28 protein-coding genes are annotated in these 26,465 nt (G+C 68.2%); 20 read left to right on the forward strand and 8 right to left on the reverse strand.

The window, feature by feature from the left end:
• Positions 1-38 precede the first annotated feature (38 nt).
• The 5 genes from AC0KTM_RS24405 to AC0KTM_RS24425 all read left to right on the forward strand — a co-directional run bounded on the left by AC0KTM_RS24405 (position 39) and on the right by AC0KTM_RS24425 (position 4,734).
• Entirely contained in the window at positions 39-1,082 is a 1,044-nt protein-coding gene (locus AC0KTM_RS24405; protein WP_238957194.1) for a zinc-binding dehydrogenase, read from the forward strand.
• Entirely contained in the window at positions 1,079-1,492 is a 414-nt protein-coding gene (locus AC0KTM_RS24410) for a nuclear transport factor 2 family protein (RefSeq protein ID WP_472416915.1), read from the forward strand. Before AC0KTM_RS24405 ends, AC0KTM_RS24410 begins: the two co-directional genes overlap by 4 nt.
• On the forward strand, positions 1,493-2,311 hold the full coding sequence (locus tag AC0KTM_RS24415) for an SDR family NAD(P)-dependent oxidoreductase (protein ID WP_238957196.1): 819 nt from the start codon (positions 1,493-1,495) through the stop codon (positions 2,309-2,311).
• 244 nt (positions 2,312-2,555) lie between these two features.
• Positions 2,556-3,848 carry a sodium/calcium exchanger protein gene (locus AC0KTM_RS24420; RefSeq protein ID WP_238957197.1) on the forward strand — a complete coding sequence of 431 codons (1,293 nt, stop codon included), beginning with the start codon at positions 2,556-2,558 and terminating at the stop codon, positions 3,846-3,848.
• Positions 3,849-3,882: 34 nt separating this feature from the next.
• Positions 3,883-4,734 (forward strand): SDR family oxidoreductase, encoded by an 852-nt coding sequence (locus AC0KTM_RS24425; protein ID WP_275254230.1) that lies wholly within the window; start codon positions 3,883-3,885, stop codon positions 4,732-4,734.
• 141 nt (positions 4,735-4,875) lie between these two features.
• On the opposite strand, the gene AC0KTM_RS24430 is transcribed toward AC0KTM_RS24425, so the two are convergent.
• The gene (locus AC0KTM_RS24430; RefSeq protein ID WP_238957198.1) at positions 4,876-5,352 is read right to left on the reverse strand and encodes a YkgB family protein; all 477 of its coding nucleotides are present in this window, start codon (positions 5,350-5,352) and stop codon (positions 4,876-4,878) included.
• A 68-nt stretch (positions 5,353-5,420) separates the two neighbouring features.
• Complete coding sequence (locus AC0KTM_RS24435) at positions 5,421-6,026, reverse strand: TetR/AcrR family transcriptional regulator (protein ID WP_238957422.1); 606 nt, start codon at positions 6,024-6,026, stop codon at positions 5,421-5,423.
• Between the two features lie 122 nt (positions 6,027-6,148).
• Here AC0KTM_RS24435 and AC0KTM_RS24440 point away from each other — a divergent pair, with 122 nt between their 5' ends.
• Positions 6,149-6,709 carry a pyridoxamine 5'-phosphate oxidase family protein gene (locus tag AC0KTM_RS24440; protein WP_472416917.1) on the forward strand — a complete coding sequence of 187 codons (561 nt, stop codon included), beginning with the start codon at positions 6,149-6,151 and terminating at the stop codon, positions 6,707-6,709.
• Here AC0KTM_RS24440 and AC0KTM_RS24445 read toward each other — a convergent pair whose 3' ends face one another.
• Together AC0KTM_RS24445 and AC0KTM_RS24450 are read right to left on the reverse strand one after the other, a co-directional pair.
• Positions 6,710-7,180 (reverse strand): SRPBCC family protein, encoded by a 471-nt coding sequence (locus AC0KTM_RS24445; RefSeq protein ID WP_238957200.1) that lies wholly within the window; start codon positions 7,178-7,180, stop codon positions 6,710-6,712.
• A 39-nt stretch (positions 7,181-7,219) separates the two neighbouring features.
• The gene (locus AC0KTM_RS24450) at positions 7,220-8,185 is read right to left on the reverse strand and encodes a LysR family transcriptional regulator (RefSeq protein ID WP_238957201.1); all 966 of its coding nucleotides are present in this window, start codon (positions 8,183-8,185) and stop codon (positions 7,220-7,222) included.
• A 137-nt stretch (positions 8,186-8,322) separates the two neighbouring features.
• Here AC0KTM_RS24450 and AC0KTM_RS24455 point away from each other — a divergent pair, with 137 nt between their 5' ends.
• From AC0KTM_RS24455 to AC0KTM_RS24505, 11 genes are all read left to right on the forward strand, one after another.
• On the forward strand, positions 8,323-9,198 hold the full coding sequence (locus tag AC0KTM_RS24455) for an SDR family NAD(P)-dependent oxidoreductase (RefSeq protein ID WP_238957423.1): 876 nt from the start codon (positions 8,323-8,325) through the stop codon (positions 9,196-9,198).
• Between the two features lie 44 nt (positions 9,199-9,242).
• Positions 9,243-10,403 (forward strand): sulfotransferase family protein, encoded by a 1,161-nt coding sequence (locus tag AC0KTM_RS24460; RefSeq protein WP_238957424.1) that lies wholly within the window; start codon positions 9,243-9,245, stop codon positions 10,401-10,403.
• The gene (locus AC0KTM_RS24465; protein WP_472416919.1) at positions 10,393-11,457 is read left to right on the forward strand and encodes a hypothetical protein; all 1,065 of its coding nucleotides are present in this window, start codon (positions 10,393-10,395) and stop codon (positions 11,455-11,457) included. The genes AC0KTM_RS24460 and AC0KTM_RS24465 overlap by 11 nt, the downstream gene beginning before the upstream one ends.
• An 18-nt stretch (positions 11,458-11,475) precedes the next feature.
• Complete coding sequence (locus AC0KTM_RS24470; RefSeq protein WP_472416920.1) at positions 11,476-12,297, forward strand: mycofactocin-coupled SDR family oxidoreductase; 822 nt, start codon at positions 11,476-11,478, stop codon at positions 12,295-12,297.
• Positions 12,297-13,067, forward strand: coding sequence for an SDR family NAD(P)-dependent oxidoreductase (locus AC0KTM_RS24475; protein ID WP_472416922.1), 771 nt, complete (start codon positions 12,297-12,299; stop codon positions 13,065-13,067). The genes AC0KTM_RS24470 and AC0KTM_RS24475 overlap by 1 nt, the downstream gene beginning before the upstream one ends.
• 65 nt (positions 13,068-13,132) lie before the next feature.
• Positions 13,133-13,345, forward strand: a complete 213-nt coding sequence (locus AC0KTM_RS24480) for a heavy-metal-associated domain-containing protein (RefSeq protein WP_225327936.1) — start codon at positions 13,133-13,135, stop codon at positions 13,343-13,345.
• Positions 13,342-15,303: a heavy metal translocating P-type ATPase gene (locus tag AC0KTM_RS24485; RefSeq protein ID WP_238957204.1), complete on the forward strand. Its 1,962-nt coding sequence runs from the start codon at positions 13,342-13,344 to the stop codon at positions 15,301-15,303. The genes AC0KTM_RS24480 and AC0KTM_RS24485 overlap by 4 nt, the downstream gene beginning before the upstream one ends.
• Before the next feature lie 146 nt (positions 15,304-15,449).
• Positions 15,450-16,853: an alpha/beta hydrolase gene (locus AC0KTM_RS24490; RefSeq protein WP_238957205.1), complete on the forward strand. Its 1,404-nt coding sequence runs from the start codon at positions 15,450-15,452 to the stop codon at positions 16,851-16,853.
• Positions 16,854-17,113: 260 nt separating this feature from the next.
• Entirely contained in the window at positions 17,114-17,923 is an 810-nt protein-coding gene (locus AC0KTM_RS24495) for a polysaccharide deacetylase family protein (RefSeq protein ID WP_225327938.1), read from the forward strand.
• 338 nt (positions 17,924-18,261) lie between these two features.
• Positions 18,262-19,551, forward strand: coding sequence for a lipase family protein (locus AC0KTM_RS24500; protein ID WP_225327939.1), 1,290 nt, complete (start codon positions 18,262-18,264; stop codon positions 19,549-19,551).
• A 27-nt stretch (positions 19,552-19,578) separates the two neighbouring features.
• Complete coding sequence (locus AC0KTM_RS24505) at positions 19,579-20,214, forward strand: TetR/AcrR family transcriptional regulator (RefSeq protein WP_275254627.1); 636 nt, start codon at positions 19,579-19,581, stop codon at positions 20,212-20,214.
• A gap of 7 nt (positions 20,215-20,221) precedes the next feature.
• On the opposite strand, the gene AC0KTM_RS24510 is transcribed toward AC0KTM_RS24505, so the two are convergent.
• On the reverse strand, positions 20,222-20,830 hold the full coding sequence (locus AC0KTM_RS24510) for a TetR/AcrR family transcriptional regulator (protein ID WP_225327941.1): 609 nt from the start codon (positions 20,828-20,830) through the stop codon (positions 20,222-20,224).
• 67 nt (positions 20,831-20,897) lie between these two features.
• On the opposite strand from AC0KTM_RS24510, the gene AC0KTM_RS24515 reads away from it, so the two are divergent.
• The 3 genes from AC0KTM_RS24515 to fadD1 all read left to right on the forward strand — a co-directional run bounded on the left by AC0KTM_RS24515 (position 20,898) and on the right by fadD1 (position 24,285).
• On the forward strand, positions 20,898-21,728 hold the full coding sequence (locus AC0KTM_RS24515; RefSeq protein WP_238957207.1) for an alpha/beta fold hydrolase: 831 nt from the start codon (positions 20,898-20,900) through the stop codon (positions 21,726-21,728).
• Positions 21,729-21,805: 77 nt separating this feature from the next.
• Positions 21,806-22,567 carry an SDR family NAD(P)-dependent oxidoreductase gene (locus AC0KTM_RS24520; RefSeq protein WP_238957208.1) on the forward strand — a complete coding sequence of 254 codons (762 nt, stop codon included), beginning with the start codon at positions 21,806-21,808 and terminating at the stop codon, positions 22,565-22,567.
• A gap of 86 nt (positions 22,568-22,653) precedes the next feature.
• Positions 22,654-24,285 (forward strand): fatty-acid--CoA ligase FadD1, encoded by a 1,632-nt coding sequence (gene fadD1, locus AC0KTM_RS24525; protein ID WP_472416924.1) that lies wholly within the window; start codon positions 22,654-22,656, stop codon positions 24,283-24,285.
• Here fadD1 and AC0KTM_RS24530 read toward each other — a convergent pair.
• The 3 genes from AC0KTM_RS24530 to AC0KTM_RS24540 are packed head-to-tail and all read right to left on the reverse strand — an operon-like array spanning position 24,227 to position 26,462.
• Positions 24,227-24,874 (reverse strand): PadR family transcriptional regulator, encoded by a 648-nt coding sequence (locus tag AC0KTM_RS24530; protein WP_238957210.1) that lies wholly within the window; start codon positions 24,872-24,874, stop codon positions 24,227-24,229. The genes fadD1 and AC0KTM_RS24530 overlap by 59 nt on opposite strands.
• Positions 24,871-25,305 (reverse strand): Zn-ribbon domain-containing OB-fold protein, encoded by a 435-nt coding sequence (locus AC0KTM_RS24535; protein WP_238957211.1) that lies wholly within the window; start codon positions 25,303-25,305, stop codon positions 24,871-24,873. Before AC0KTM_RS24535 ends, AC0KTM_RS24530 begins: the two co-directional genes overlap by 4 nt.
• Entirely contained in the window at positions 25,302-26,462 is a 1,161-nt protein-coding gene (locus tag AC0KTM_RS24540) for a thiolase family protein (RefSeq protein WP_238957212.1), read from the reverse strand. Before AC0KTM_RS24540 ends, AC0KTM_RS24535 begins: the two co-directional genes overlap by 4 nt.
• Between the last annotated feature and the right edge of the window lie 3 nt (positions 26,463-26,465).

The following is a 26,465-nucleotide window of genomic DNA, read 5'->3' on the forward strand; positions in this document are numbered from 1 at the left end:
TATATCGATTATTCGAGAAAGTTAACGCATTGCGCGCAGTGGTGTTGCGAAACGGTCGGCTGCAGGTCCGCGAGACGCCGGACCCCGAGCCCGGCCAGGGCGAGTTGTTGCTGCGCACGTTGAGCACCGCGATCTGCGCCTCCGACGTGCACTTCATGGACCACCCGGAACTCGCCATCGACGACTCGACCGGCCGTTCGCTCTATGACACCGAACGCGACATCGTGCTCGGTCACGAATTCGTGGGTGAGGTCATCGGGCATGGCCCCGGTTGCACCGACCAGTTCGCCGCCGGCACGCGCGTGACGGCCATGCCGGTGCGCCTGGTCGACGGCGGGGCGGGCGGAATGCGCATAATCGGCCAGCATCCCGAAGCGCAGGGCAGTTTCGGTGAGCTGCTGGTGGTTTCGGAGGTCGCGGCCAAGCCAGTCCCCGGTGACGTGTCCAGCGACGCCGTCGCGTTGACCGACGCGTTCGCCGTCGGCGAGTTCTACGTGCGGTCGGCGGCTCCGCGACAGGGGGAGGTCGCGATCGTCATCGGCGCGGGGGCGATCGGACTTTCCGCCGTCGCCGCCCTGGCCGCCCGCGGCGTCGAGCCCATCATCGTGGCGGACTACAAGTCCGACCGGCGTGAGTTGGCCCGCGACCGCTTCGGCGCGCATGTTCTCGTCGATCCCGCCCAGAAGTCCCCGTTCGTCGCGTTCAACGAGGTCCGCGCGCAGCGCGGATTGCCCGGGCCGGCCGTTGTTTTCGAATGCGTCGGCGCCCCGGGGTTGATCCAGAATCTGGTCGAGTCCGCCGAGATGGGCACCCGAATCTATTGTGCGGGTGGCTGGTACACCGGCGACACCCTCGACATCACCACCGCCACCCGCCAGGGCGTGACCATTCAGTTCGGCGGCGGGCCGCACCCGCAGGACTGGTACGGCACGCTCGACGCGATCGCGGCGGGGCGGCTGGACCCGTTACCGAGCGTCGGCAAGATCATCGGCCTCGACGAGGTACCCGACGCCCTCGAGTTGGCCCGCAGGTCCGACGGTCCGCCCCGGATCATCGTCCGTCCGAATGGAGATCGCCCGTGAGCGAAAGAGAAGACCGGCAAGACATTTCGGACCTGCTGGTGCGCTATGCCACCGGCATCGACCGGCGCGACTGGCCGCTGTTTCGCACCGTGTTCACCAACGACTGCGAACTCGATTACGGCGAGATCGGCCGCTGGAATGGTGTGGACGAAGTCACCGACTTCATGGACAAGACGCACGCGATGGCGGGTCATACCCTGCACCGGCTGTCCAACCAGGTCATCACGGTCGACGGCGAGAAAGCCTCCGCCCGAACCTATGTCGACGCGGTGATCATGTTCGGCGACAACCAAGCCGGCGTAAACGCATGGGGTTTCTACGACGACGAGATCGTGCGTACCGCCGAGGGATGGCGCATTGCGCGTCGCCGGTTCACGCAGGTGCGCGTCGCTACGTTCGGGGCCCAGTAGATGACGTTCGCGACGAAGTACGGGCCGTGGGCGCTGGTGGCCGGCGCGTCCGACGGCGTGGGTGCGGCGTTCGCCGAAGGACTGGCCGAACGCGGGGTCAACGTTGTCCTGCTCGCGCGCCGGCAAAGCGTCCTCGATAGCGTCGCGGCCGACATCGAGAACAAGACGTCGGCCCAAACCCGCACTGTCGCCATCGATCTCGCGCAACCCGGCGCCGCGGCGACGATCGCCGCCGCCACCGGCGACCTGGAGATCGGGATGCTCGTCTACTGCGCGGGCGCGGACCCGAATTTCACACCGTTCCTTGCCAATTCGATCGAGGCCGCCGAGGCGATGGTGCAGCGCAACTGCATGGTGCCCATGCAGCTGTGCCACCACTTCGCGCCCGCGATGGTCCAGCGAGGCAGCGGCGGCATCGTCCTCTTCGGCTCGGGTGCCGGGCTGGCCGGTGGGCCCAACATGGCCGCCTACGGCGCGTCCAAGGCTTTCGACATGGTCTTCGCCGAGGCGTTGTGGTCCGAATTGCACACCAACGGCGTCGACGTCCTGGGCCTCATCCTGGGCAAGACGAATACACCCGCGCTGCGCGCGCTCGAATACAGCCGCGGCCAGATCGGCTCGCCCGACGAGGCGCCGTCGGACGCGGCGGCCGTGTCCGACGTGATCGCCGAGGCCTTCGAGAACCTGGGCAACGGCCCGACCCTGATGGTCGGCGACACGATGCGCGCCGCCGCGCAGTTGCTGGGGTCGCTGAGCCGCAACCAGGCCGTCGAGCTTTTCGCCCAGGCCGCCGCCGCGGCCATGGGCCCGGACGACTAGCGGAACCCGAACCGTTCGCTGCGCGTCATACTAATCGTGGCGAGGTTTGCCAAAGTTCGAAATCAGGGCAGCCTAACTTTTGCGTTCATAGCCCCCTGGTCAGCAAATATGGGCTTGGGCGAGTCGCCGACTTTGCCCACCCACCGCGTTGCTGACGGTGTGCGTGCCGGGTAGCTTGGGTAATCAGTTCGTCACGGCAACCGAGCCGAAGTACCCACCACCCCGATCGCCGCTCCCGCGAAGGATGACGATGCTCGCCATAGACAGGCCCGCGGCCGACGTCACGCTGACGGCACAGTGGCGGCGCCGCACCCTGACCCGTTCGGGGCTGATCACCGGCGCATTCGTCGCCCCGGCCGTCGTCATCCGGGTCGCGGGCCTGCACGTCGGAGCGGTGCCCGCCCTGCTGATCTTCGGGGCCGCGGTAGTGGCGGCCAGCTTTTTGCTGGCGTGGGCCGCCGAGGCCGCCCAGATCGACGTGTCCGGCGGCCTGGCGACGGCGCTGCTCGCGTTGATCGCGGTCCTGCCCGAATACGCCGTCGACCTCTACTACGCCTTTGTCTCCGGCCACAATGCCGAATACACGCAGTACGCCGCCGCCAACATGACCGGGTCCAACCGACTCCTGATGGGACTGGGTTGGCCGGTCGTGGTTCTGGTCAGCATCGTGGTGGCGCGCAAGTCCGGATCCGGCAAAACCAGCGGCCTGACGCTGGAGCCAGCAAACCGTGTCGAACTGGGATTCCTGTTGATCGCCGGCGTCATCGCGTTCGCGGTGCCGGCGAGCGGAGAGATTCATCTCGGGCTCGGGTTGGCGTTGCTGGCCTGGTTCGGGTTCTACCTCTACAAGCTCGGCCACGGCGAAGTCGAGGAGCCCGACCTGATCGGCACCGCCGCCGCGCTCGGCGAACTGCCCGACCGCCGCAGGCGCATCGCCGTGGTCGGCCTCTTCGTTGCCTCGGGCGCGGTGATTCTGCTGTGCGCCAAGCCGTTTGCCGACAACCTGGTGGCCGCGGGTACCGAACTGGGCGTCAACCGATTCCTGCTGGTCCAGTGGCTGGCGCCGCTGGCGTCGGAGGCCCCGGAGTTCATCATCGCGACCATTTTCGCCACCCGGGGCAAGGGCACGGCGGCCATCGCCACGCTGATCTCCTCCAAGGTCAACCAGTGGACCCTGCTGATCGGCTCGCTGCCGATCTCCCACCTGCTCGGTGGCGGCGGGTTCTCCCTGCACCTCGACTCGCGCCAGGTGGAGGAAATGCTGCTCACGGCGACCCAGACGATGATGGGCGTGGCGCTGATCCTGGCGCTGCGTTTCCACCGCGGCGCGGCGTTGGCGCTGCTGGGATTGTTCGTCGTGCAGTTCCCGATCGTCTCGACGCAGGGCCGGCTGCTGCTCTGCGGCGTCTACACGGCGGTCGCCGTCGTCGCGCTGATCCGCTACCGGCGCCACCTGCCCGCCACCATCCGGGCGCCGTTCTTCGGGACCGCCGTCCGCCACAGCGGCCAACCGTTACATCCGGTGCACGACCCGTAACGCCGGACGATCACGTGCCGTATACGGTCCAGGTATGAATCGAGTGTCCGTAATCACCGGCGGCGCGGGTGGCATGGGCCTGGCCACCGCGAAAATCGTCGGGCGCGACCACACCGTGGTGCTCTGCGACGTCCGGCAGGACCGGCTGACGACCGCCGCCGCCACGCTGCAAGACCTCGGGATCGCTCCCACTGTCGTGAACTGTGACGTCACCGACCGGCGCGCCGTCGCGGACCTGCTCGGCGCCGCGGCCGACCTCGGGACCCTCGTCTCCGTCATTCACGCCGCGGGCGTGAGCCCGAGCATGGGACCCGCCGACTACGTCATGCGGACCAATGCGGTCGGCACCGTCAACGTCGACGAGGAGTTCTACGCGCTCGCCGGCGAGGGCGCGGTGATCGTCAACGTGGCCTCGATGGCGGCGCACATGCTGCCCGCGGAAATCATTCCGACAGGCCAATTTCCGCTGGCACTGAACGACGGCCCCGACACTAGTGCCTTCATGGACGCCATGATGACCGCCTGCGAGATCGCCCCCGAGGAAGCGCGGTCGGGTCTCGCGTACGCCCTGAGCAAGAGCTTCGTGAAGTGGTACAGCCAGTCACAGGCGGAACGATTCAACGCGCGCGGACTGCGCATTGTCTCGGTGTCCCCGGGTTCGATCGACACCGAGATGGGCAGGCTCGAGGAGCAGGCGGGAGCGGGCGCGATGGTGGCCGACGCCGCCGTTCCGCGGTGGGGCAAGCCGGAGGAAATGGCGGAGTTGCTCGCCTTTTGCGCCAGCGAGAAGGCCGGCTATCTCACCGGCACCGACATCCTCAACGACGGCGGGGTGATCGCCTCGATGACCGAGCGGGCCAGGGCGTCAGCGGCCAGCTCAGCATGAAGATGAGTGCGCACACCGTGTTTCACCATCGGGCGGGTGTGCGTCATTCCGCGGTCGCGTGCCGCCGCGGTGGATCCACTCTCGGTATAGGCCCATCGGATGACGGGGTTCGGGTTCCTCGCGGTGGCCACGACTATATGGTCAGTCGCTGCAGGCGGGATATGCCCGTGCGGTGGCGGCGCCCACGGTCAGCGAATCGCCCAGCGTCCACACGGCAACCCCGAGCAGTACCAGATCCTTGAGCAGAAACTGGCCGGGCAGCGCCGAGAGCACCGGAATCCCGTGGGCATGGGTCGCGACGACGCCGGGGGTGGTGAACAGGAAACTGACCGTGCCCAGGAACAGCACCACCGCCAGCGCGCTGCCCGCCGCCGAAACCCGGGGCCACCATGGCCGCAGCGCGATGAGAAGGGCCGCAACGATTTCCATCGTTCCGAGCGCCCGCGCGACGAGGGTGACGCTGAAGACGTCGTAGAGCCAGCTCATCAAGGGGCTGTGTTCGATGAGCACGCGCGATTCCATCTTCACGTACTTGCCCACTCCGATCCACGCCAACACAAAGACCAGGCCGTAGCGGCTTAGGAGTTGGCCCCCTCGGCTCAGCGTGCGATCGATCATCGAGGAATGTCCTTTCGGCGGCGAAACGCGGTCGTCCACCCAAGCCACGGTTCGCGCCGCGAAACCGTTCACTCGCGCAGTCGTTCGAGCCCGGAGACGATGAGCCGCAACCCAAAAGCGAATTCGTCGGCCAGCGGAACGGGGAGGTCGTCGGCGACGGTGACGGTCGCGGGATAGCGTGACGGATCGAGCCGGTGAAACGCCGCCGAGAGTTCCGCTTGCTCACCGGCCGTCGTTGCGGACAGTTGGATCGCGAAACCCAGCACGTAACGGGCCAGCGTGGCGTAGGCGTGAGCCGCGACCGCCGGCGCAAAGCCGTTGTTGAGCAGGACAGCCAGGCACCGCTCGCGATTGGCCAACGCGCTCGGTCCCGTCGGCGTGTATTCGATCAGCAGCGGTGCGACATTGCCATGCCTGCGCAGCGCATCGAACATGTGTTGCGCCAACGTGATACACGCCCGCTGCCACGGTAAAGCGGCCAACGCCCGCGCGTCCGGGTCGACTTCACCGAGTATGTGGTCGATCACCTGGGACACCAATTCGGATCGACTGGAGAAGTGACGGTACAGCGTGGCGGTGCCCGATTCCAGGCGCTGGGCCAGCGACCGCATCGACAGTGCGTCGGCCCCCTGCTCGTCGAGGAGTTCGACGGCCGCACGCAGGATGCGGTCCATCGGGAGGGCCGGGCGGCCGCGGGACCGGTGCGGCGTGCGGTTGACATCGTCGGACATTACGGAGACACTGTATCCGTAATTATTGTGCGGTTCAACCCCCTTGACAGCAAGGAAAATTCGTCATGCTCCTCCCCTTGGCGGCGGAACCGTTCGTCGCTCCGACCGACCGCGACATGCTTCCCTCCGAGCGACGCGAGTTCGTGCGCACCCACCGCACGTGCGTGTTCGGCTACCGTCGCCGTAACGACGGCCCCGCCATGTCGGTCGTGTACTACATCCCCACCGACGCCGACGAATTGCTCGTCTCCACGATGGCCGGCAGGGGTAAGGCCCGCATCGTCGAACGCGACGGCAAAGTGAGCCTGTGCGTGCTCGACGAGCGGTGGCCGTTCGCCTACCTGCAGGTCTACGCCGACGCCACCGTGGTCGAAGACCGGGATCTGGCGGTCGACGTGATGATGGCGGTTGGTGGCCGAATGTCCGGCCAGCCACTCGGTGACGAGGCGCGCCCGGACATCGAGGCGATGTGCGAACGCGAGAACCGCGTCGTCATCCGCTGCCGGCCCTACTCCACCTACGCGACGCCCCCGCGCCATCTGCACCGCAACGACCAGGCCTCGGAACTGAGCCATTGGGTGTCCGGCGTGATGCCTTGGGACGCAGCCGATCCGGTGGCGGGCTGATCAGCCCGCGTAGCGATCCCGCAGTTTGGTCAGCGTCGCCTCGATGCCCGAGGCGTTCGCCTTGGCGAAGCCCATCCGCTCGTAGTACTTCAGTTTGTTCTTCAGCGCACCGGCATCGCGGTAGTCGAACGTCTCGGTGACCTGCGTCAGGGTTGGTGACAGCGCCTCGAATTCCCACCGCCAGCGGTGACCCAGCGGGTGACGCCATTCGACCACCTCGTTGGGCGTCAGGGCGGTGATCGTGCTGGTGATGCGGTAGGGCAGGCCGAACATCTTCATGTGCGTCGAAAACTTCGAGCCCTCAAGGAGTTGCGCGGGCATGGTGATGTTGTCGCGCACCGTGCCCGACCCGTCGAGTTCGTGGTGACGCCGAGGATCAGCGACCATGGCGTACAGCTCGGCGGCGGGGGCGGCGACTTCGACCCTGCGGCTCACCTGGCGGGGTCCCCGGTCGACAACGGTGACGGTCATTTGCGAATCTCCTTCCGCTATCCGGCAGCGTAATCCCGTCTAGCTCTGCGGCTCGGGAATGTTGGGATCCCACACCGGCGACGGCTCGAAACGCGCCGGCCAGAAGCCGGATTTGGTCAACCGTGCGACCTCTTCGCGCAACACGATCCCGATCTTCGCCGCGAATTCGCGGGGCAGTTCCAGCGCCGCGGTGGCAGCCACGCCGAGCTGTTGGTTGAGCTGGGGTTCGCAGATCGACGTCCACCGCAGCCGTCCCGCCTCCACCTCGGCGCCGCACGCCGCCATCGGCAGCACCGCATAGCCGAGTCCAGCCTCGACCAGATGCTTGGACACCTCCACCGAATCGGTCGAAAAGCGGGCCGTGAGGGCAACTTTGAGCCGAAGCGCGGTGTTCTCCAAGGTGTTTCGAATGCCGGTCTGTGCGCTGGGCATGACCAGCGGCAGCTTGGCGAGGTCGGTGAAGCGCATCGGGTTGGCGGGCGAGAGCTCCGACGCGGGTCCCCCGACCAGCACGAGGTCCTCGATCACCAGGTGCCGGAAGAAGAGCCGGTCGTCGGCGACCGGGTTGATCACCGCCAAGTCGATCGCCCCCTTGAGCAGGCGCTGCACCAGGTCGTCGGTTTCGGCGACGGCGATGTGGAAATGAACGTTGGGGAACGCGGCTCCCAGGCTCGCCGCCAGCGGTGCGGTCAAAACGCCGGCGGCCGTGGGCACCATGCCGAAGAGCAGCCCACGCTCGATGCGCGCCAACGGTGATGCCGCGTACCGGACCGCCAGCTCCAGCTGACGCAGCGGTGCGGCGGTGGAGGAGCGCAGCCGTTCGCCCTCCTCGGTGAGACGCACCCCGCGCCGCGTCCGCTCGAACAGCGTGATGCCCAGGTCCTCCTCCAGCAGCCGGATCTGGCGGCTGAGCGCGGGCTGGGCGATGCCCAGCACCGCGGCCGCGCGGGTGATCGAGCCTTCCTCCGCGATCCGCAGGAAGTACTTGAGCCGGTGGGTGTCCATCGTCCATCTCTATCAGGCATACAAATTCGGCATGATTGATTTCCCGAATCGGTATTACCTCCTGGCCATGAAGCCGCCATATCGTCAGCCAGGTGGGGCGGCGATGCCGTTCCGGTCTGGCTGAGGAAAGGTCGATGATGACGGTTCAGGACCAACAGGATTGGGTGCAGCTGCTCGGGCTGGATCGGTTGCCCGAGCACATTGTCGGCAAGCGCGTCACCGACCTGATGGACCTGACCGGCAAGAAGGCTTTCGTCACGGGCGCCGGCGGCGACGGCCTGGGGCAGGCGACCGCCAACCGGCTGGCCGGCTGCGGCGCCGATGTCGCGCTGATCGGCCGCACCTTCGAGAAGGTCGAACGCCGCGCCAAGGAGGTCGAACAGCGCTGGGGCGTGCGGGCCATCCCCGTCGGGGCCGACATGTCCGACTGGGACCAGGTGCACGACGCGGTCGACGAGGCCCACGACGAACTCGGCGGGCTCGACATCATGGTGAACAACCCGGTGATGGTGGCCGCGGGCCCTTTTGAGAAGCAGACCAAGCAAGACATCGATTACACGGTGCTGGGCTCCCTGACCATGATGATGTACGGCGCGCACGCTGCTCTGCAGCACATGCTCGACCAGGGCTCGGGCAAGATCATCAACATCGGGTCGGTCGGCGGACGCATCCAGCAGCGCGGCCTGGTGGTCTACAACGCATGCAAGGCCGGCGTCATCGGGTTCACCCGGAACCTCGCCCACGAGGTCGCGCCGCGCGGTGTCAATGTATTGGGCGTGGCGCCGGGCATCATGATCAACCCGCAGCTGCGCCAGTACCTGCTCGATCCGCAGGACGACCAACAACGCGCCGGCCGCGGCGCCATCCAGGAAGCGATCACGCACCAGGTCCAGCTGGGGCGCGCGTCGTTGCCCGAAGAGGCCGCCAACATGGTCGCGTTCCTGGCGTCCGAGGCGGCCGATTACCTGTGCGGGCAAACCATCGACGTTGCCGGCGGCCAGTGGATGGGTTGAGCTCTGCCGCAGCCACTTTCACCAAGGACGCCAAGGAGATTGCCGTGCTGACACCCGGTGAGGCGATGGAGGAGGCCGCGGCGCGGACCGGACTCACCGACTTCGGCGACGACTCCTTCATCGAAGGCCTGACCGTCCTGCTGTCGGCATTGCGGGACGAGTCGCACCTGAACGAGCGCGGGGAAACCTTTCTCCGCCAACGCATCGCGGGCTACCTGGCGCAGCGGCTGCAGGTCGAGGACTGGTTTCGGCGGCACCCGGAGATCGGCGACGTGCCCATCCGCGAGCCGCTGGTCGGCCTGGGCCTGCCCCGCACCGGATCCACCGCCCTGTCGCTGCTGCTGGCCCAGGATCCCGACGTGCGGTACCTGCGCCGGTGGGAGTCGACGCAACCGTGCCCGCCGCCCTCGACGGTGCACGGCGTCGATCCCCGCGTCCCGCCCGACCAGGGTGAGATGGTCGGGACCCGCCGCCACGTCCCCGGTGACACGCACGGCCCCATGGAGTGCCACGAGCTGATGGCGCTCGATTTCAAGTCGCACATCTTCCAGTCGTTCGCCGAAATCCCCTCGTATTCAACGTGGCTGGTGGAGCGCGCCGACCTCACCCCGACCTTTCGCTATCAGCGGCGGGTGATGCAGCTGCTGCAGTGGGGCGAACCGGAGCGGCGGTGGCGGTTGAAGTGCCCGTCCCACGTGTTGTGGCTCGACGCCCTGGACGCGGCGTTCCCGGACGCGCGATTCGTGATGACCCATCGCGACCCCACCGACGTCCTGTTGTCGGTGGTCGACCTGTACGCCGACATCATCGGGTCGTTCAACACCCGAATCGACCGCCGGTACATCGGTCGACTCAACGTCGAGCATTGGTCACTCGGCATGGAGCGCGCCCTGCAGTTCCGCGCGGCCGGCGCGGACGATCGGTTCTACGACATCGACTTTCGCGCCATGCAGGCCAACCCGATCGGCGAGGTCGCCCGCCTGTACGCATGGCTGGGCGCCCCCGTGTCCGACGAGTTCGAGGCCCGCATGCACAGTTGGTGGGAGCACGCCGCTGCCGAGCGCGAGCCGAGCTCGCACGCCGACCCGGTGGAGTTCGGCATCGATCTCGACGAGGTTCGGCCCCGGTTCGCGCGCTATGTGGACAGCGCACGGCGATGGACGCGGCATCCAAACGTAAGGAGTGAGAAGAACAATGGCGGTTGATCTCACCGGCGGCATCGACCCGTCGCGAGAGTACGTGCTGGCGCAGCGCCCCGAGGATCCGGAGATGCGTGACTCGGTCAGCTTCTGGGTGGTCGACGACCGCGGACAGATCGGCCTGCCGCGTGTCGGAATCGAGGCGGTGGGCGCCAATTGGGACTCCCACGACATCCAGATCAATGCGGCGTTTCCCGACGGGCGCGTCTACCGGCTGCGCACCAACGGGCCCTCGCTGCCCACCCGCGGCGCCGACGGGCGGCCCACGGTGCTCGGTGCCGGCGGCCTGGCCTTTCAGTGCGTCGACCCCTTCGATACCTGGACGATGTCCTACGACGGGCCGGCCGTGCAGACTTCGTCGGCCGATCTGGTCGACGGCAAGAAGGACGGCCCGTCGGTGGACATCGGCTTTCACGTCGAGGCGAAGATGGCGGTGCCCCCGTGGGTCCAGGGGGCGCTGCAGGCCGATGCCGACGCGCAGCTCAGAACGACCGCGGTCGGCGAGATCATGGGCGGGCCGAGGTATGAGCAATTGTTCACCGCCACAGGGGAATTCCGGGTGGGCGGCGAGCGCAACGCCTTCACCGGGAGCGGCCTGCGAATCCGCCGTACCGGGGTGCGCAAGCTCGCCGGTTTCTGGTGCCACTGCTGGCAGTCGGCCGTGTTCGGCAGCGGCCGCGCCTTCGGCTACATCGCCTACCCGCCGCGTGCGGACGGCGAGCCGACCTTCAATGAAGGGTTCGTCTTCACCGGCGACGGCGGCCTGGTTCCGGCGCGGGCGGTGCGGGCGCCGTGGCTGACGCGCCTGCGACCACTCGGCGAGGATGCCTCGCTGGTACTGGAGACCGCCGACGGGCTGGTCGAAATCACCGGCGAGACAGTGTTTTCCACGCACGACGTGCACCACAACGACGACATGTACTCCATGCACGCCCTCAAACAGGAGATGGCCGACTTCCCCGCCGTCCAGCAGGCCGGCGTGCGCTACCGATGGGACGGCGAAGAAACGTACGGCATGCTGGAACGCTCCAACCCGCTCGACAAGATCGCGCGCGACTGAAGGGAACCCACACCAGACATGAGCCAGCCACTCTCGGGAAAGGTCGCGCTGATCACCGGCGCCGCGCGCGGACAGGGCCGGGCACACGCCGTGCGCCTTTCGGCCGACGGCGCCGACATCATCGCGATCGATCTCGCCGGGCCGCTGCCGCCGAGCGTCCCCTACGACTCGCCGACGCCCGACGATCTGGCCGAAACCGCGCGGCTGGTGAGCGCGAACGGCCGGCGGATCGTGACCGCCGAAGCCGACATCCGCGACCTGGACGCGCTGGCGGCCGCGGTGGATGAGGCGGTCGGCGAGCTGGGCCGGCTCGACGTCATCGTCGCCAACGCCGGGATCTGCAGCCCCGCACCCTGGGATCGGATCACGGCGCAGGATTTCCGAGACACCATCGACACCAACGTGATTGGCACCTGGAACACCGTGATGGCGGGGGTGCGGCACATCATCGACGGCGGCCGCGGCGGTTCGATCATCCTGATCGGTTCGGCGGCGGGCATCAAGATGCAGTCGTTCATGATCCATTACACCGCAACCAAACACGCCGTCGTGGGGATGGCGCGGGCGTTCGCCGCCGAGCTCGGCCGGTACAACATTCGCGTCAACAGCCTCAACCCGGGCGCGGTCGCCACCCCGATGGGCACGGGCCGGATGCGGGAAGCGTTGCAAGCCGCCGCCGACGACTACCCGCACCTGCGGGGCATGCACAAACCGCTTCTGCCCGAGGGCATTGCGCAGCCGGAGGACATCGCCGACGCCGTGGCCTGGCTGGCCTCCGATCAATCCAGATTGGTGACCGCAACCCAGGTTTCGGTCGACATCGGTGTCGGGTACGTGTGATGCGCGGCCTTGCCGGCAAGACATTCGTGGTCGCCGGGGGCGCCACCGGGATCGGTGCGGCCACCGCCGAACGCCTCGGCTCCGAAGGCGCTCGGGTTGCCATCGGCGACAACAACATCGCGGGTGCCACCGCCACCGCCGAACGGATCGAGTCGGCCGGCGGCCGGGCGATCGCCGTCGAGTTCGACCTCGCCGACGAACGATCCGTGCGGCGCCTCGTCGAGACGACGCTGCAAGAGTTCGGGGCCATCGACGGCCTGCACAACGTGGGCGCCGATCTGTCCGAGGAAAACCTCGGACGCGACACCACGATCCTCGATACCGAGATGGACGTCTGGCAGCGCACGCTCGACGTCAACCTGCTCGGGTATGTCCGCACGATCCGCGCCGTCCTGCCGCACCTGCTCGCCCGGGGTGGGGGCAGCATCGTGAACACCTCGTCCGGCGCCGCCCTGGGCAGCGACCCCCTGCACGTCGCCTATGGCGCCTCGAAGGCCGCGGTGAACCACCTGACCCGGCACGTGGCCGTCAATTGGGGCAAACACAACATCCGCAGCAACGGCGTCATGCCGGGCCTGGTGATGGGCGAAACCCAGGAGCGGCAGAACGACGTCGCGCTGCAGCAGGCCTTCCTGACGTTCGGCAAGACGAGCCGGCTGGGCAGGCCGGACGATCTCGCGGCGATCACCGCGTTCCTGCTGTCCGACGACGCCGCGTGGATCACCGGCCAGGTGTGGTACATCGGCGGCGGGTCACACCTGCGCCAGTAGCCCGAACCCCCGGGCAGGCACAATGGTGGGGTCAAGACGGCAGCGGGGTATCGAGAAGGAGCGGCATGCCCACCAGCGAATATCGGGTGAGCGGGATGAGTTGCGCGCACTGCGAGGCCGCCGTGCAGAGCGAGGTCACCCGAATCCCCGGCGTCGAGGGCGTGACGGTCAGCGCCGACACCGGCCGGCTCGTCGTCACGAGCGCGCTGCCCATCGATGCGGACGTCGTGCTCGGCGCGGTCGACGAGGCCGGCTTTGAGGCCGTCCTGGTCGCATGAGCACGCCCCCACGGCACATCGACGAGGGCGCCCTGCCCGCCGACGACGCGTCGGCCGCCACCACACCCCCCATCGAGCTTGAGATCACGGGGATGACCTGCGCTTCCTGCGCGGCCCGGATCGAAAAGAAACTCAACAAGCTCGACGGCGTCGCCGCCACCGTCAACTACGCGACCGAGAAGGCCGCCGTCAGCGCCCCCGCCGGGTACGACCCGCGGATGCTGATCGCCGAGGTCGAAAAGGCCGGCTACGCGGCCGCCGTGGCGCGACGCTCGCCGGAGCGCGATCCCGAGCTGGCGTCGCTGCGCCGACGTGTGATCACCGCCGCCGTGCTGGCCGTCCCGGTGATCGCCATGGCCATGGTTCCCGCGTGGCAGTTTCCTCACTGGCACTGGGCATCACTGGCGTTGACGGCTCCGGTCGTGCTGTGGTGCGGGCTGCCCTTCCACGCGGCCGCCTGGACCAACGTCAAACGCGGCGTCGCCACGATGGACACCCTGGTCTCGATCGGGACCCTGGCCGCGTTCCTCTGGTCGCTCTACGCGCTGTTTCTGGGGACGGCCGCCCAGCCGGGTATGCAGCACGACTTCGAGCTGACCGTCGGGCGCGACGACGCCCCGTGCCACGTCTACTTCGAGGTGGCCGCCGGCGTGACCCTGTTCGTCCTGGCCGGGCGGTACTTCGAGAAGCGGGCCAAGCGGTCGGCCGGGGACGCGCTGCGGGCGCTGGTGGCACTGGGCGCCAAGGACGTCGGGGTATTGCGTGGTGGCAGCGAGACCCGGCTGCCGATCGAGCGGCTGGCGGTCGGCGACGAGTTCGTCGTGCGTCCCGGCGAAAGGATCGCGACCGACGGGATCGTCGTCGCGGGTTCCTCGGCCGTCGATGCCGCCATGCTGACCGGCGAGTCCGTCCCCGTCGAGGTCGGCGAGGGTGACCCCGTCACCGGCGGCACCGTCAACGCCGGGGGCCGGCTTGTCGTCCGCGCCACCGGGATTGGCGACGATACCCAGCTGGCGCAGTTGGTCAAGCTCGTCGAACAGGCCCAATCCGGCAAGGCGCGGGTGCAGCGCCTGGCGGACCGCGTCTCCGGCGTGTTCGTTCCCGTCGTCCTGGCGCTCGCGGCGGCGACCCTCGGCGGTTGGCTCGCGGCGGGCTTCTCGCCCACCACCGCGCTGACGGCGGCCGTCGCGGTGCTGATCATCGCCTGCCCGTGCGCGATGGGGCTGGCGACTCCGACCGCCCTGTTGGTCGGCACCGGCCGGGCGGCTCAGCTCGGCGTCCTGATCCAGGGACCCGAAGTGCTGGAGTCCACCCGCAGGATCGACACGATCGTGCTCGACAAGACCGGCACGGTCACCACCGGCCGGATGACCCTGGTCGATGTGATCGACGGGTCGGGAACCGACCGCGCGACGCTGTTGCGGTACGCCGGGGGCCTGGAAGCCGCCTCCGAACACCCCATCGCGCAAGCCATCGCCCGGGCCGCCGCGGCGCAACTCGGCGCGCTCCCCGCGCCCGCGGACTTCGCGGGCGTCCACGGCATGGGCGTGCACGGCACGGTCGACGGTCATGCCGTCGTCGTCGGGCGCGCGAGCCTGCTGACCGAGCGCGGTCTGCGCCTCGACGGCCGCGCTCGACGCGGCCAAGGCGCCGCCGCCGACCTGGGTCTGGCCATGGGCACCGGCACCGATGTCGCGATCGAGGCCGCCGACCTGACCGTGATCCGCGACGACCTGCGTGCGGCCGTGGACGCGATCCGGCTCTCGCGGCGGACGCTGGCCACCATCAAGGCGAACCTGGTGTGGGCGTTCGGCTACAACCTCGCCGCGATCCCCGTCGCCGCGCTCGGCATGCTCAACCCGATGCTGGCCGGCGCCGCCATGGCACTGTCCAGCGTTCTCGTGGTCGGGAACAGCCTGCGGCTGCGCTCGTTCACCAGCGTCATCACCGACGCGTGAACCGCGCCGAACGTTGGGCCGGCGGGTCGCGGTCGTATGCGATAGTGGGTCCGGCCGCCGTCTGCCGAGACCCCGACCGGCCCCCGGACAATCACGACAATCACCGCACCCTCGCGCAGCGATCGATCTAGCAAAGGTCACGACCGTTGGAGCAGTTCTTCGGGCAACTGTCCCTGCTGCATGGCTGGTTTCCGCCCGCCGTTCAGGGCCTGGCGTTACTCGTGCTGATCGTCGCGATCCAATGGCGCGCGCGAAGCTGGCTCAAGCGAGTGCTGCCGGTGGCGTTGATCGCGGCCGTCGCGGCGACGGTGCTGTCGCGCTGGTACATCACTTCGCTCGGCGTGGCCGGGGACCCGGCACCGACGACGCTGTGGTTGTGGATCGCGATGAGCGGCCTGGCCGCCGCCGTGTTCCTGGTGGGCTGGCGGGGTGTGCGCTGGTGGCGCCGCGGGCTGGCGGTGGTGTCGATTCCGCTGTGCGTCCTGTGCGCGGGCATGGCGCTGAATGGCTGGGTCGGCTACTTCCCCACGGTGCTTGCCGCGTGGAACCAACTGACCTCGGTGCCGTTGCCCGACCAGATCGACCGGTTGCGGGTCACCGAAATGCAGATCGCGGGAACGAGGCCGACCAAGGGCGTCGTGGTGCCGGTCGACATCGACTCCTCGGCCTCCCACTTCGCCCACCGGCGGGAATTGGTCTACCTGCCTCCGGCGTGGTTCAACAGCAATCCCCCGCCTCGGCTGCCGGCCGTCATGATGATCAGCTCGGCCTTCAACACTCCGGCCGACTGGCTGGGCCCCGGCGGCGCCTTCACCGCCATCGACAGCTTCGCCGCCGCGCATCACGGGTTCTCGCCGGTGCTGGTGTTCGTGGATCCGACCGGGTCGTTCGACAACGACACCGAGTGCGTCAACGGTCCCCGCGGCAACGCCGCCGACCACCTGGCCAAGGACGTCATCCCGTTCACGGTGTCGAACTTCGGCGTCAGCGCGGATCGCACCAACTGGGGCGTCGCCGGCTGGTCGATGGGCGGTACCTGCGCCGTCGACCTGGCCGTCATGCATCCGGAGCTGTTCAGCGCATTCGTGGACATCGCGGGCGACCGCGGCCCCAACGTCGGGTCCAAGGACCAGTCCGTCGCCCGGTTGTTCGGCGGCGATCAGGCCGCGTGGGCCGCCTTCGACCCGGTCACCGTCATGACCAAGCACGGTCACTACACCGGCTTGTCCGGATGGTTCGACGTGCCCGTCTCCTCGGGACCCCACAACGTCGCCGAGCAAGACCCTTCCCCTCTCACACCCACCCTCGCCGCGTCCAGCACCGATTCCGCCGCCAATCCCGAGGGCCAGGACGCCGCCGCGAAGTCGCTGTGCTCGGTCGGCGCCGCGCATGGCATCTCCTGTGCGGTGCTCACCCAGGAGGGTAGGCACGACTGGCCGTTTGCCGCCCAGGCGTTTGCCACCGCCCTGCCGTGGCTGGCGTCCACCCTCGGAACTCCCGGTACCGAACCCGTGCCATTGCCGCAACGCGGCGCCGGGGAACCGCATTGATTCCCGCTGGTCGGTTCGCTCAAGCGGCCGCAATGGCCGCCGTCGAGAATTCACAGCTGACCCTCCCGTAACGCAGCCGACCAATCGGGTCTCCGAATGGTACGGTTCGCTGCTGTGGCCTCGGTGTTCTCCACTCACGGCGGTTCCTACGGGGACGCGCTTGTTACGCAACGCGCCACAATCCGTTTCCGAATCGCCGGGCCGAATTCGTCTTTTCTGCGCCCGCGCTTCCCCGTGATCGACGTCGTCCCGTCGCAGCCATGAACCGCCGCCAATTCCTTGGATCGCTTGCCGCGTCGGTGGTCGCCGGCGTCGGGACGGCGCGGCTCATCGTCGACCCGCAGCCGCGCACGTTCGCCCAGACACCGGGCGTCGACATACCAACCTCCGGCCCGGCCGCCCCACAGGCCCTGCTGCCGCCCCCGCCGCTCAGCGCCCGCATCCCACTGCCCGGTGGGGGCGCGTTGATGAAGATCCCGGGCGAAGGTGACCTGCTCGCGCTGACCGTCGACGACGGGGTGAACAGCGAAGTGGTGCGCGCCTACACGCAGTTCGCCAAGGACACCGGCGTGCGGCTGACGTATTTCGTCAACGGGGTCTACGACTCGTGGACCGAAAACTCCGAGCTGCTTCGGCCGTTGGTCGACAGCGGGCAGATCCAGCTCGGCAACCACACCTGGTCACATCCGGACCTGACCACACTGACCAAAGAGCAAGTCGCCGAACAGCTCACCCGTAATGACGCGTTCTTGAAGAAGACGTATGGCATTGGCGCGAAACCCTATTGGCGCCCGCCCTATGCCAAGCGCAACGCCGCCGTGGATGCCGTGGCCGCCGACCTCGGTTACAAGGTCCCCACCCTGTGGTCGGGTTCGCTCTCGGATTCGACGTTGATCACCGAGGACTACATCGTGCAGATGGCCGATCAGTACTTCACGCCGCAGGCCATCGTCATCGGGCACCTCAACCATCTGCCGGTGACGCACGTCTATCCGCAGCTCGTCGACATCATCCGCGACCGGAACCTTCGCACCGTCACGCTCAACGACGTGTTCCTCAAGACGCCCTGACGACGGCCGTGGGGCGCGGTGTCGTTGCCCACCAACGTCTTCAGCGTCTCGCGCGGCTCCGCTTGCCCAGGATCCGCCGCCATCGCTTCTCCAAGGCGATTGCGCCGGAACGCATTACCCGCAAGGCGCTCCGTCAGTCGATGATCCGGGCGCGCGCGTCGACGGGCCGGGCGCCCTCGGCGGAAAAGGTCGCCGAAATTGCGGCACCCTCGACGGCGCTCCACGCCGCCGACACATCGGCAATTCTTCACCCAGAATCATCGTTAGCCGGCAACCAATCTCTAAAAAATTAGAGATTGCTCTTCCGCTGGCGGGCGGTCCATTGTTACCGTTCCGTAATGCATCGGGCCGGGGGAGTTTTAACAGTACTGCTGATAATTGCTTCGGCACTGGTGGGAGCCGGAATTGCGCGGGCCGACGGCGGGGACGAGCCGCAGTACGCGGACTTTTACGCCGCGCCGGATCCGCTGCCGCCCGGCCGGCCCGGCGACCTGATCCGCACCGAGCCGTCGCGGTTGGTCCTCGAGCCGTCGGGCCAGCTGGGCGCGATCATGGCGACCGGCACGCGAATCATGTACCGCAGCACCGACACCCGGGGTAACCCCATCGCGGTGACGGGCACCTACTTCGAGCCCTACAACGACTGGCCCGGCGGCGGCCCGCGCCCGTTGATCAGTTACGCACCGGGCACCCAGGGCCAGGGCAATCAGTGTGCGCCGTCACGAATGTTCAACCAGGGCATCCACTATTCGGGTGGCTGGGACATCATGTTCAACTACGAGGAACTGTTCGTCGCCACCATGGTCGCGCGTGGGTTCGCCATTGTGATGACCGACTACGAGGGCCTGGGCACCGCGTCGATGCACACGTATGTGGGCCGGGTGGCCGAGGGACAGGCCGTGCTCGATGCCGCCCGCGCGGCCATGCGCCTGCCCGGCACGTCATTGGATCCGCATGGGCCCGTGGCGTTTTGGGGCTACTCGCAGGGCGGCGGCGCGACCGCGTCGGCGGCCGAACTCGCCTCGCAATACGCGCCCGACCTTCACATCGTGGGCACCTACGCCGGGGCGCCGCCCGCCAACCTCAAGGAACTACTGCCCTACGCCGACGGCAGCGCCCTAGTCGGCGTCGTCGGATACGCCCTCAACAGCGTGATGGCCGCCTATCCGGAATTCGCCGACATCATTCGTTCCAAGATGACCCCGCGCGGGCTCGCGATGCTGGAGTCGGTCTCGCGCCAGTGCGTCGGACAGACCTTGCTGGACTTCATGTTTCGCCACATACAGCCCTACTTCACCGAGGACATCAACCAATTGGTGAACGAGGAGCCGTTCAACAGCCTGTTCGAGGCGCAGCGACTCGGGCGCTACAAACCCAACGCGCCGGTGCTGATCGACAGCAACCGCTACGACCCGCTGGTGCCGTGGACCGCGGCCAATCAACTCGGACGCGACTGGTGTGCCCAGGACGCCGACGTCGAATTCCGCACCAACGAAGAGCCCCCCTTCCTCAACAAGCTCGTCATCAACCACGCGCTGCCGATGCTGGTCGACGGCGAACCGGCGATGCAATGGATCGCCGCCCGCTTCAACGGGGAGACCACCACGCCGAACTGCGGTCAGTTCTAACGCGCGGCCAAGGCTGGCGCCGATAAACTGGGGCGTATCGCTGCACGCAGAAAGCACAACGCGCCTGAGCGGCGCCGCGAACTCGCCGACGCCGCGATCGAATTGCTGGGCAGCAACGGCGTGCACGGTGTCAGTCACCCGAAGGTCGACGACCACGCCGGCGTGCCGGCCGGCACCACATCGTTCTACTTCAGGACCCGCAAGGCGCTGGTGCACGCCATGGCCACCCGCCTGGCCGAACTCGACGTCGCCGACTTTTCGATGATGGCCGAACTGGCCGAGGATCACGCCACCCAGTTCACCGGCACCGCCGGCCTGGCCCGCATCGTCATGTACGTCAACAGCGAACCCTGGCTCACCCGCGCCAAGGCGCGCTACGAGCTGGCGCTGCTCGCGGGCCGGGACCCGGAACTGGCCGCGGCCCTTAGTGAGTCGGCGGACCGGCTCTACGCCCTGGCCCGCGACGTCGTCACCCAATGGCACCCCGACGGCAGCGCGCCGGATCCGGCGTTGGTCGACGACCAGGCCACCGCCACCCTGGCCTTCATCAACGGGATCATGCTGACCTTTGTCGCGGGGCAGCCGGCCGTCAATGACCCCGAACGTCTCGACCGGCTCATCCAGGGCGTCATCGCCGGCGTCGCGCACGTTCGCGGTGACTGACTCCTCGTCAGCGCGCGTCGAACATACCGTCGATGAGGCGGTGCAGCACCTCCCGGGTCTCTCGGCGGGAACGGTCCGGGTCCTCGGCGGTGGCGATGACCATCGCGGCCTCGTCGAGCGCGCCGATCAGCACGTGGGCCAGCGGCCGCACCGGTTGCTCGGCCAACTCGCCGGCCCGGATCGCCTCGGTGAGCAGCTGCTCGGTCATGCCCAGGCTGTACCGCTGCGCGACGTCGCGGAATCCCGCCCAGCCGAGCACGCTCGGCGCGTCCAGCAGGATCAGTTGCCGCACTTCGGGATCGGCGGACACCTCGAGCCACGCATCGACCGCGGCGCGGACCGCGCCCGTCGGCGTCGCCGCCCCCGATTCGGCGACCACCACGGCCATCCGCGCCATCACATCCTGCTCGACGACCTCGACGACTTCACGGAATAGCGTTGCCTTGTCGGCGAATTGGTGATACATCGCGCCGCGGGTGACCCCGGCGGCCGACGCGATCTCGGGCGTACCCACCTCCGCGTATCCCCGCAGGCCCCAGAGTTTGCGGGCAGCCGCGATCAACGCCTCGCGGGTCGCCGCGGAGCGCTCCTCCTGGGTGCGTCTCTTGCTTTCCATACAACCTGTTGGTAACTTACGAACAGACAGCCTGTTTGTAAGTGTATCTCTCACGTAGGAGCCTCATATGTCGACGATCGACATTAGTGCCGGAACCATTCATTACGAAGCAACCGGACCCGAAAACGGCAGGCCCGTGGTCTTCGTGCACGGGTACATGATGGGAGGTCAGCTGTGGCGCCAGGTCAGCGAACGGCTGGCCGCCCGCGGATTGCGGTGCATCGCCCCGACCTGGCCGCTGGGCGCGCACCCGGAACCGCTGCGTCGCGGCGCCGATCGAACCATCACCGGGGTCGCCGGCATGGTCGCCGAGGTGCTGGCCGCGCTCGACCTCGAGGACGTGGTGCTGGTCGGCAACGACACCGGCGGCGTCGTCACCCAATTGGTGGCCGTGCACCACCGCGAGCGGCTGGGTGCGCTGGTGCTCACGAGTTGCGATGCGTTCGAACACTTTCCGCCGCCGATCCTCAAGCCGGTGATCGTGGCGGCCAAGTCGAAGACGACGTTCCGGGCCGTCGCCCAGGCCATGCGGGTGCCGACGGTGCGCAAGCGGGCGTTCAACGGCCTGGCGCACCGCAACATCGATGACCTCACCGAACAGTGGGTGCGCCCGGCGTTCTCGCTGCCGGCGGTCGCCGAGGACCTGCGCCAGTTCACCCTTTCCATGCGCACCGAGATCACGACGACGGTGGCGACGCGGTTGTACGACTTCGACAGGCCGACCCTCATCGCGTGGTCGGCCGACGACGTGTTCTTCGAGCAGGAGGACGGCGCCCGGCTGGCCGCGACCATTCCCAACGCCCGCCTCGAGGTGATCGCCGGGGCCCGGACCTTCTCCATGGTCGATCAGCCCGACCGCCTCGCCGAGCTGCTGTCGACGGTCGCGGTGCGCGCGTAACGTCTTCTGCCTCGCGGCCGTAACGCCACGGCGGAAATTCGAAAGCGATATTTCGCCGTGGCGTTACGCTCGCGGGCATGAAAAATGTCCTGCAAGGCCGGCGGATCCTCGTGACCGGCGCCGCCACCGGCATCGGCGCGGCCGCGGTCGAGGTCCTGACCGGCGCGGGCGCCGAGGTCGCCGCGACCTATCACAAGACGCCGCCGCCGGAAGGCCTCGCCGCCAAGTGGTTCCAGTGCGACGCGCGTGATCCCGACGCCGTTTCGGCCACGGTCACCGCGGCGGCGCAACACCTGGGCGGACTCGACGTGCTGGTGAACGCCGTCGGGCTCTGGCAAGCGGGCATCCCCGGCTACATCGGCGCCGACGAGATCTCGTTCCTGTTGGACACCAACGTCAAGGCGACCGTCCTCACCAACCAGGCCGCCCATGCCGTGATGAAGGAGCAAGACCCCAAGGGCGGCCGCATCATCAACTTCGGCTCGTCGGAAGCCGTTATGGGCAGCCCGATCTCGGCCGTCTACGCCGCCACCAAGGGCGCGGTCCAGGCGTGGACGCGCAGTGCCGCCAAGGCCTGGGCCGCCGACAACATCACCGTCAACGCTTTGGCCCCGGCCGTGCAGACGCCGGGCGCCGACCGGCTCCGGGACTTCCTCGGCCCCGACGCCGCCGCCCTGATCGACCAGCAGATGAAGATGATGATCCCGCTGGGCGGCGCGCTGGGGGAACCCGCCCGCGACCTCGGGCCGATGCTGGTCTTCCTGGCCGGGCCCGGCTCGGGGTTCATCACGGGGCAACTGCTGGCGGTCGACGGCGGCCTGATGATGGTGGGCGGATAGGCGGCGCGCCGCTCGCCGCGGGACCGCTACTATAAGACGGACCGTCTCGTCTCGTAGGGTAGGCAGAGTGAGGGTGAATCGGACCGATGGCTGACGACACGATTCAAGCGCTGCTGCGCAAGCGCCTATCCGACCCGTCGATCGCGGTGAAATACGGTGACACGCAATGGAGTTGGCAGCAGTACTTGGAGGGCTCGACGGCGCGGGCCGCCGCCCTGCTGGCCGCTGCCGATCCGACACGGCCGGCGCACGTCGGCGCCCTGCTGGGAAACACGCCCGAGATGCTGAGCCAGATGGCCGCGGCCGGGCTCGGCGGCTACGTCCTGTGCGGCCTGAACACCACCCGGCGCGGTGACGCGCTGGCCGCCGACATCCGCCGCGCCGACTGCCAGTTCGTGGTGACCGACGCCGAACACCGCCCGCTCCTGGACGGCCTGGACCTGCCCGACACGCGCATCCTCGACACCTCGACGCCGCAATGGGCCGAGTTCGTCGATACCGCCGGCGAGCTGTCCCCTCATCGGCAGGTCACCGCGATGGACGCCTTCATGATGATCTTCACGTCGGGAACGAGCGGAAACCCCAAGGCGGTGCAGGTATCTCACTTCATGGCCACGGTCGCCGGACTCAGCCTGGCCGAGCGATTCACCCTCACCGAGCAAGACACCTGTTACGTGTCGATGCCGCTGTTTCACTCCAACGCGGTGGTCGCGGGGTGGGCGCCCGCGGTGTGCTCCGGCGCCGCGATCGTGCCGGCGAAGTTCTCGGCGAGCAACTTCCTCGACGACATCCGTCGCCACGGCGCCACCTACATGAACTACGTCGGCAAGCCGTTGGCCTACATCCTGGCCACCGCCGAACGCGACGACGACGCCGACAATCCGCTGCGGGTGGCGTTCGGCAACGAGGCCAACGACAAGGACATCGAGGAGTTCGCGCGCCGCTTCGGCGTGCAGGTCGAGGACGGCTTCGGGTCGACCGAGAACGCCGTCATCGTGATCCGCGAACCCGGCACGCCGAAGGGCTCGATCGGCCGGGGCGCCGACGGCGTGGCGATCTACAACAGCGACACCGTCACCGAATGCGCGACCGCACGGTTCGACGCCGACGGGGCCCTCGTCAACGCCGACGAAGCGGTGGGCGAGCTGGTGAACACGGCGGGCTCGGGCTTCTTCACCGGCTACTACAACGACCCGGACGCCAACGCCGAGCGCATGCGCCACGGCATGTACTGGTCCGGCGACCTGGCGTACCGCGACGCCGACGGCTGGATCTACCTGGCCGGCCGCACAACCGACTGGATGCGGGTCGACGGCGAGAACCTGGCCGCCGCGCCCATCGAGCGGATCCTGTTGCGCCACAGCGCGATCAGCCGGGCCGCGGTCTACGCCGTCGCGGACGGCCATGTCGGCGACCAGGTGATGGCGGCCATCGTGCTCAACGACGGCCACACGCTGGCGCCCGACGACTTCGAAACGTTCCTGAACGCGCAGCCCGACCTGTCCCCCAAGGCCCGGCCGCGCTACGTGCGCATCGCGACCGACCTGCCCAGCACCGCCACCCACAAGGTGCTCAAGCGGCAGTTGATCGCCCAGGGACCCGCCGTCGGCGAGGGAGAAGTGTTGTGGGAGCGCGAATCCCGTGGGACGGCCTATGCGGTCAGCGGCTCCGCGGTGCCCGGCGGCGGATCTGCCCCTTCGACCGTCGCACCCGTTTGACCGGATCGCGGCTTGTGCCGGCGGCGATCTCGTCGCGCAACTGGGAGATGTTGGAGATCTCCGCGTAGAGCCCCCGGATCGCGTAGTCCAGGACGGCGAAGGAGTACCGCTGTTCGGGGTCGTCGGTGATGCCGAGCTCGTGGGAGCGCTGCCGCGACCACAGCGCCTCGTCGAGCCGGGCCCGGGTCGCGTCGAGGTGCCGGTCCAGGGTGTCCAGGACGTGTTCGGGGTCCTCGCCGCGGGCCAGCCAGGTCTTGAGGATGACGGGGTGTTTGATGACCACTTGGTCCTGACCGGGGAAGTGCTGCACCCAGCGGCGCAGCGCGTCCAGCCCGGCCTCGGTGGTCTCGTACAGGGTGATGGCGCGCTTGCCGGATTGGGCGCCGATCTCGCTGACCATTCCCCGGGCCAGCAGCCGGGTCAGTTCGCGCCGCACGTGGCTGACCGACGGCGACCAGTAGAAGTGGCCGACGGACAGTTCGGCGCGCATCTTGATCTCACCGGCGGTGAGTTGCTCGTCGTTGGCCGCCAGCACGCCCAGGACCAGGTAGGCGGTGACCGGAAGTCCGTTGCTGGTACGGGGACTCACGAACTGTCGGTCCCTTCTGCGGTGAAGTACGGAAGCGTCACGTCGGAGCCGACGTCGTGAAATTGCACCCGCACGCGCAGGCCGACCTCGACGTCCTCCGGCGGCACCCCGACGACGTTGGTCAGCATCTGAAAGCCCTCGTCGAGCGTGACGATCGCCGGCGCATACGGCGGTTCGAACTCCGCGGTCACCGGCCGATAAACCACCGTCCAGCTGTAGATCTCGCCACGCCCGCTGCCGTGGCGCCAGTCGATGTCCTCCGAAAGGCATTGGCGGCAGTGCTCGGTCGGCGGGAAGTTCGCCAGGCCGCACGCCCGGCACCGCTGGTAGCGCAGCTGATTGGCCCGGCATCCCTCCCAGAACGGCACGCTGACATGGCTGCTCGCGTGGGGCACGGGACCGGTTTGGGGTCGCAATGGGTCAGAAGTCACCGTGGCTCGTCTCCCAGAAGCAGCACCGTCGTGAACAATGCCCCCGCTCCCCCGTTGCTACACAACGCGATACGCGCATCGGGGACCTGAAGATCACCGGCCTGGCCGCGCAACTGCTGAACGGCTCGGATCGCGCGCTGCATCATCTGCGGGTTGGAGCCCGCGTGGCTGAACGACATGGTTCCCCCGTCGGTGGTGATCGGATGGCTGCCGTCGATGGCGATGTGGCCATCGGCGACGAACGGACCACCCTCGCCGTCGCCGCAGAAGCCGAAAGCCTCGAGCTGACGGATGATTTCGAAGGAGAACGGGTCGTAGAGTTCCAGCACGTCGACGTCATCGCGGCGTAGCCCGGCGTGGCTGAACGCGCACTCGGCAGCGCGCCGGCCCACCACACCGTTCACGTGATCGCCGCGCCGCCCGGCGAGGTCGTACGCCGGTGGGTGCTGGTAGGATGGCCCGTGAAAGTCCGCGCCGCTGCCCAGGACGTAGATGGGTTGGCTCTTGACGTCGACGGCGCCGACGTTGGCCACGACGAGCGCGCAGCCGCCTTCGGAGGTGGTCGCGCAGTCCAGGAGATGGAACGGGTCCGCGATGGGCCGCGATGCGGTGATGTCCTCGGACGCGAACGGGCCGCGTTGGTAGTAGACGGCTTCGGGGTTGCGTGACCCGTTGTTGCGGATGGTCGCCGCGACGATCGAAAGTTGCTCGCGCGTCGTGCCGTAGACGTGCATGTGACGCCGCGCGATGAGTGCGAACTCGGCGGTGGTGAACATGCCCCAGGGCGCGACGAACTCGTTCTCGGGCCGGGTCCACGGCGCGGTGGCCTCGTGGTCGCGGTACTCGCCGGCTTGGGCGGCGACCAGCACCACCACGTCGGCCATGCCGTGCTCGATCGCGGTGACCGCCTCGGTGATCATGCCGACCCCGAAAGCCAGGCCCTGCCAGGCCGGGCCCAGACGCAGGTCGTAGATCAACGAGGTCGACTGCGGGCTCGCGCTGATGCCGTCGACGTCGTCGAGGGTCAGGCCGGCATCGTCGAGCGCGCCCAGGATCGCCTTGATCGCCAGGCCGCGCGACGTTTCGCCGTCGAGTCGCCGCCCCTGCCGGGTGTTGTGCACTCCGACAATCGCCGCGGTGCGCTTCGTCGCACTCACCGA

Source organism: Mycobacterium sp. NTMscope_Eco_3 (assembly GCF_976985685.1).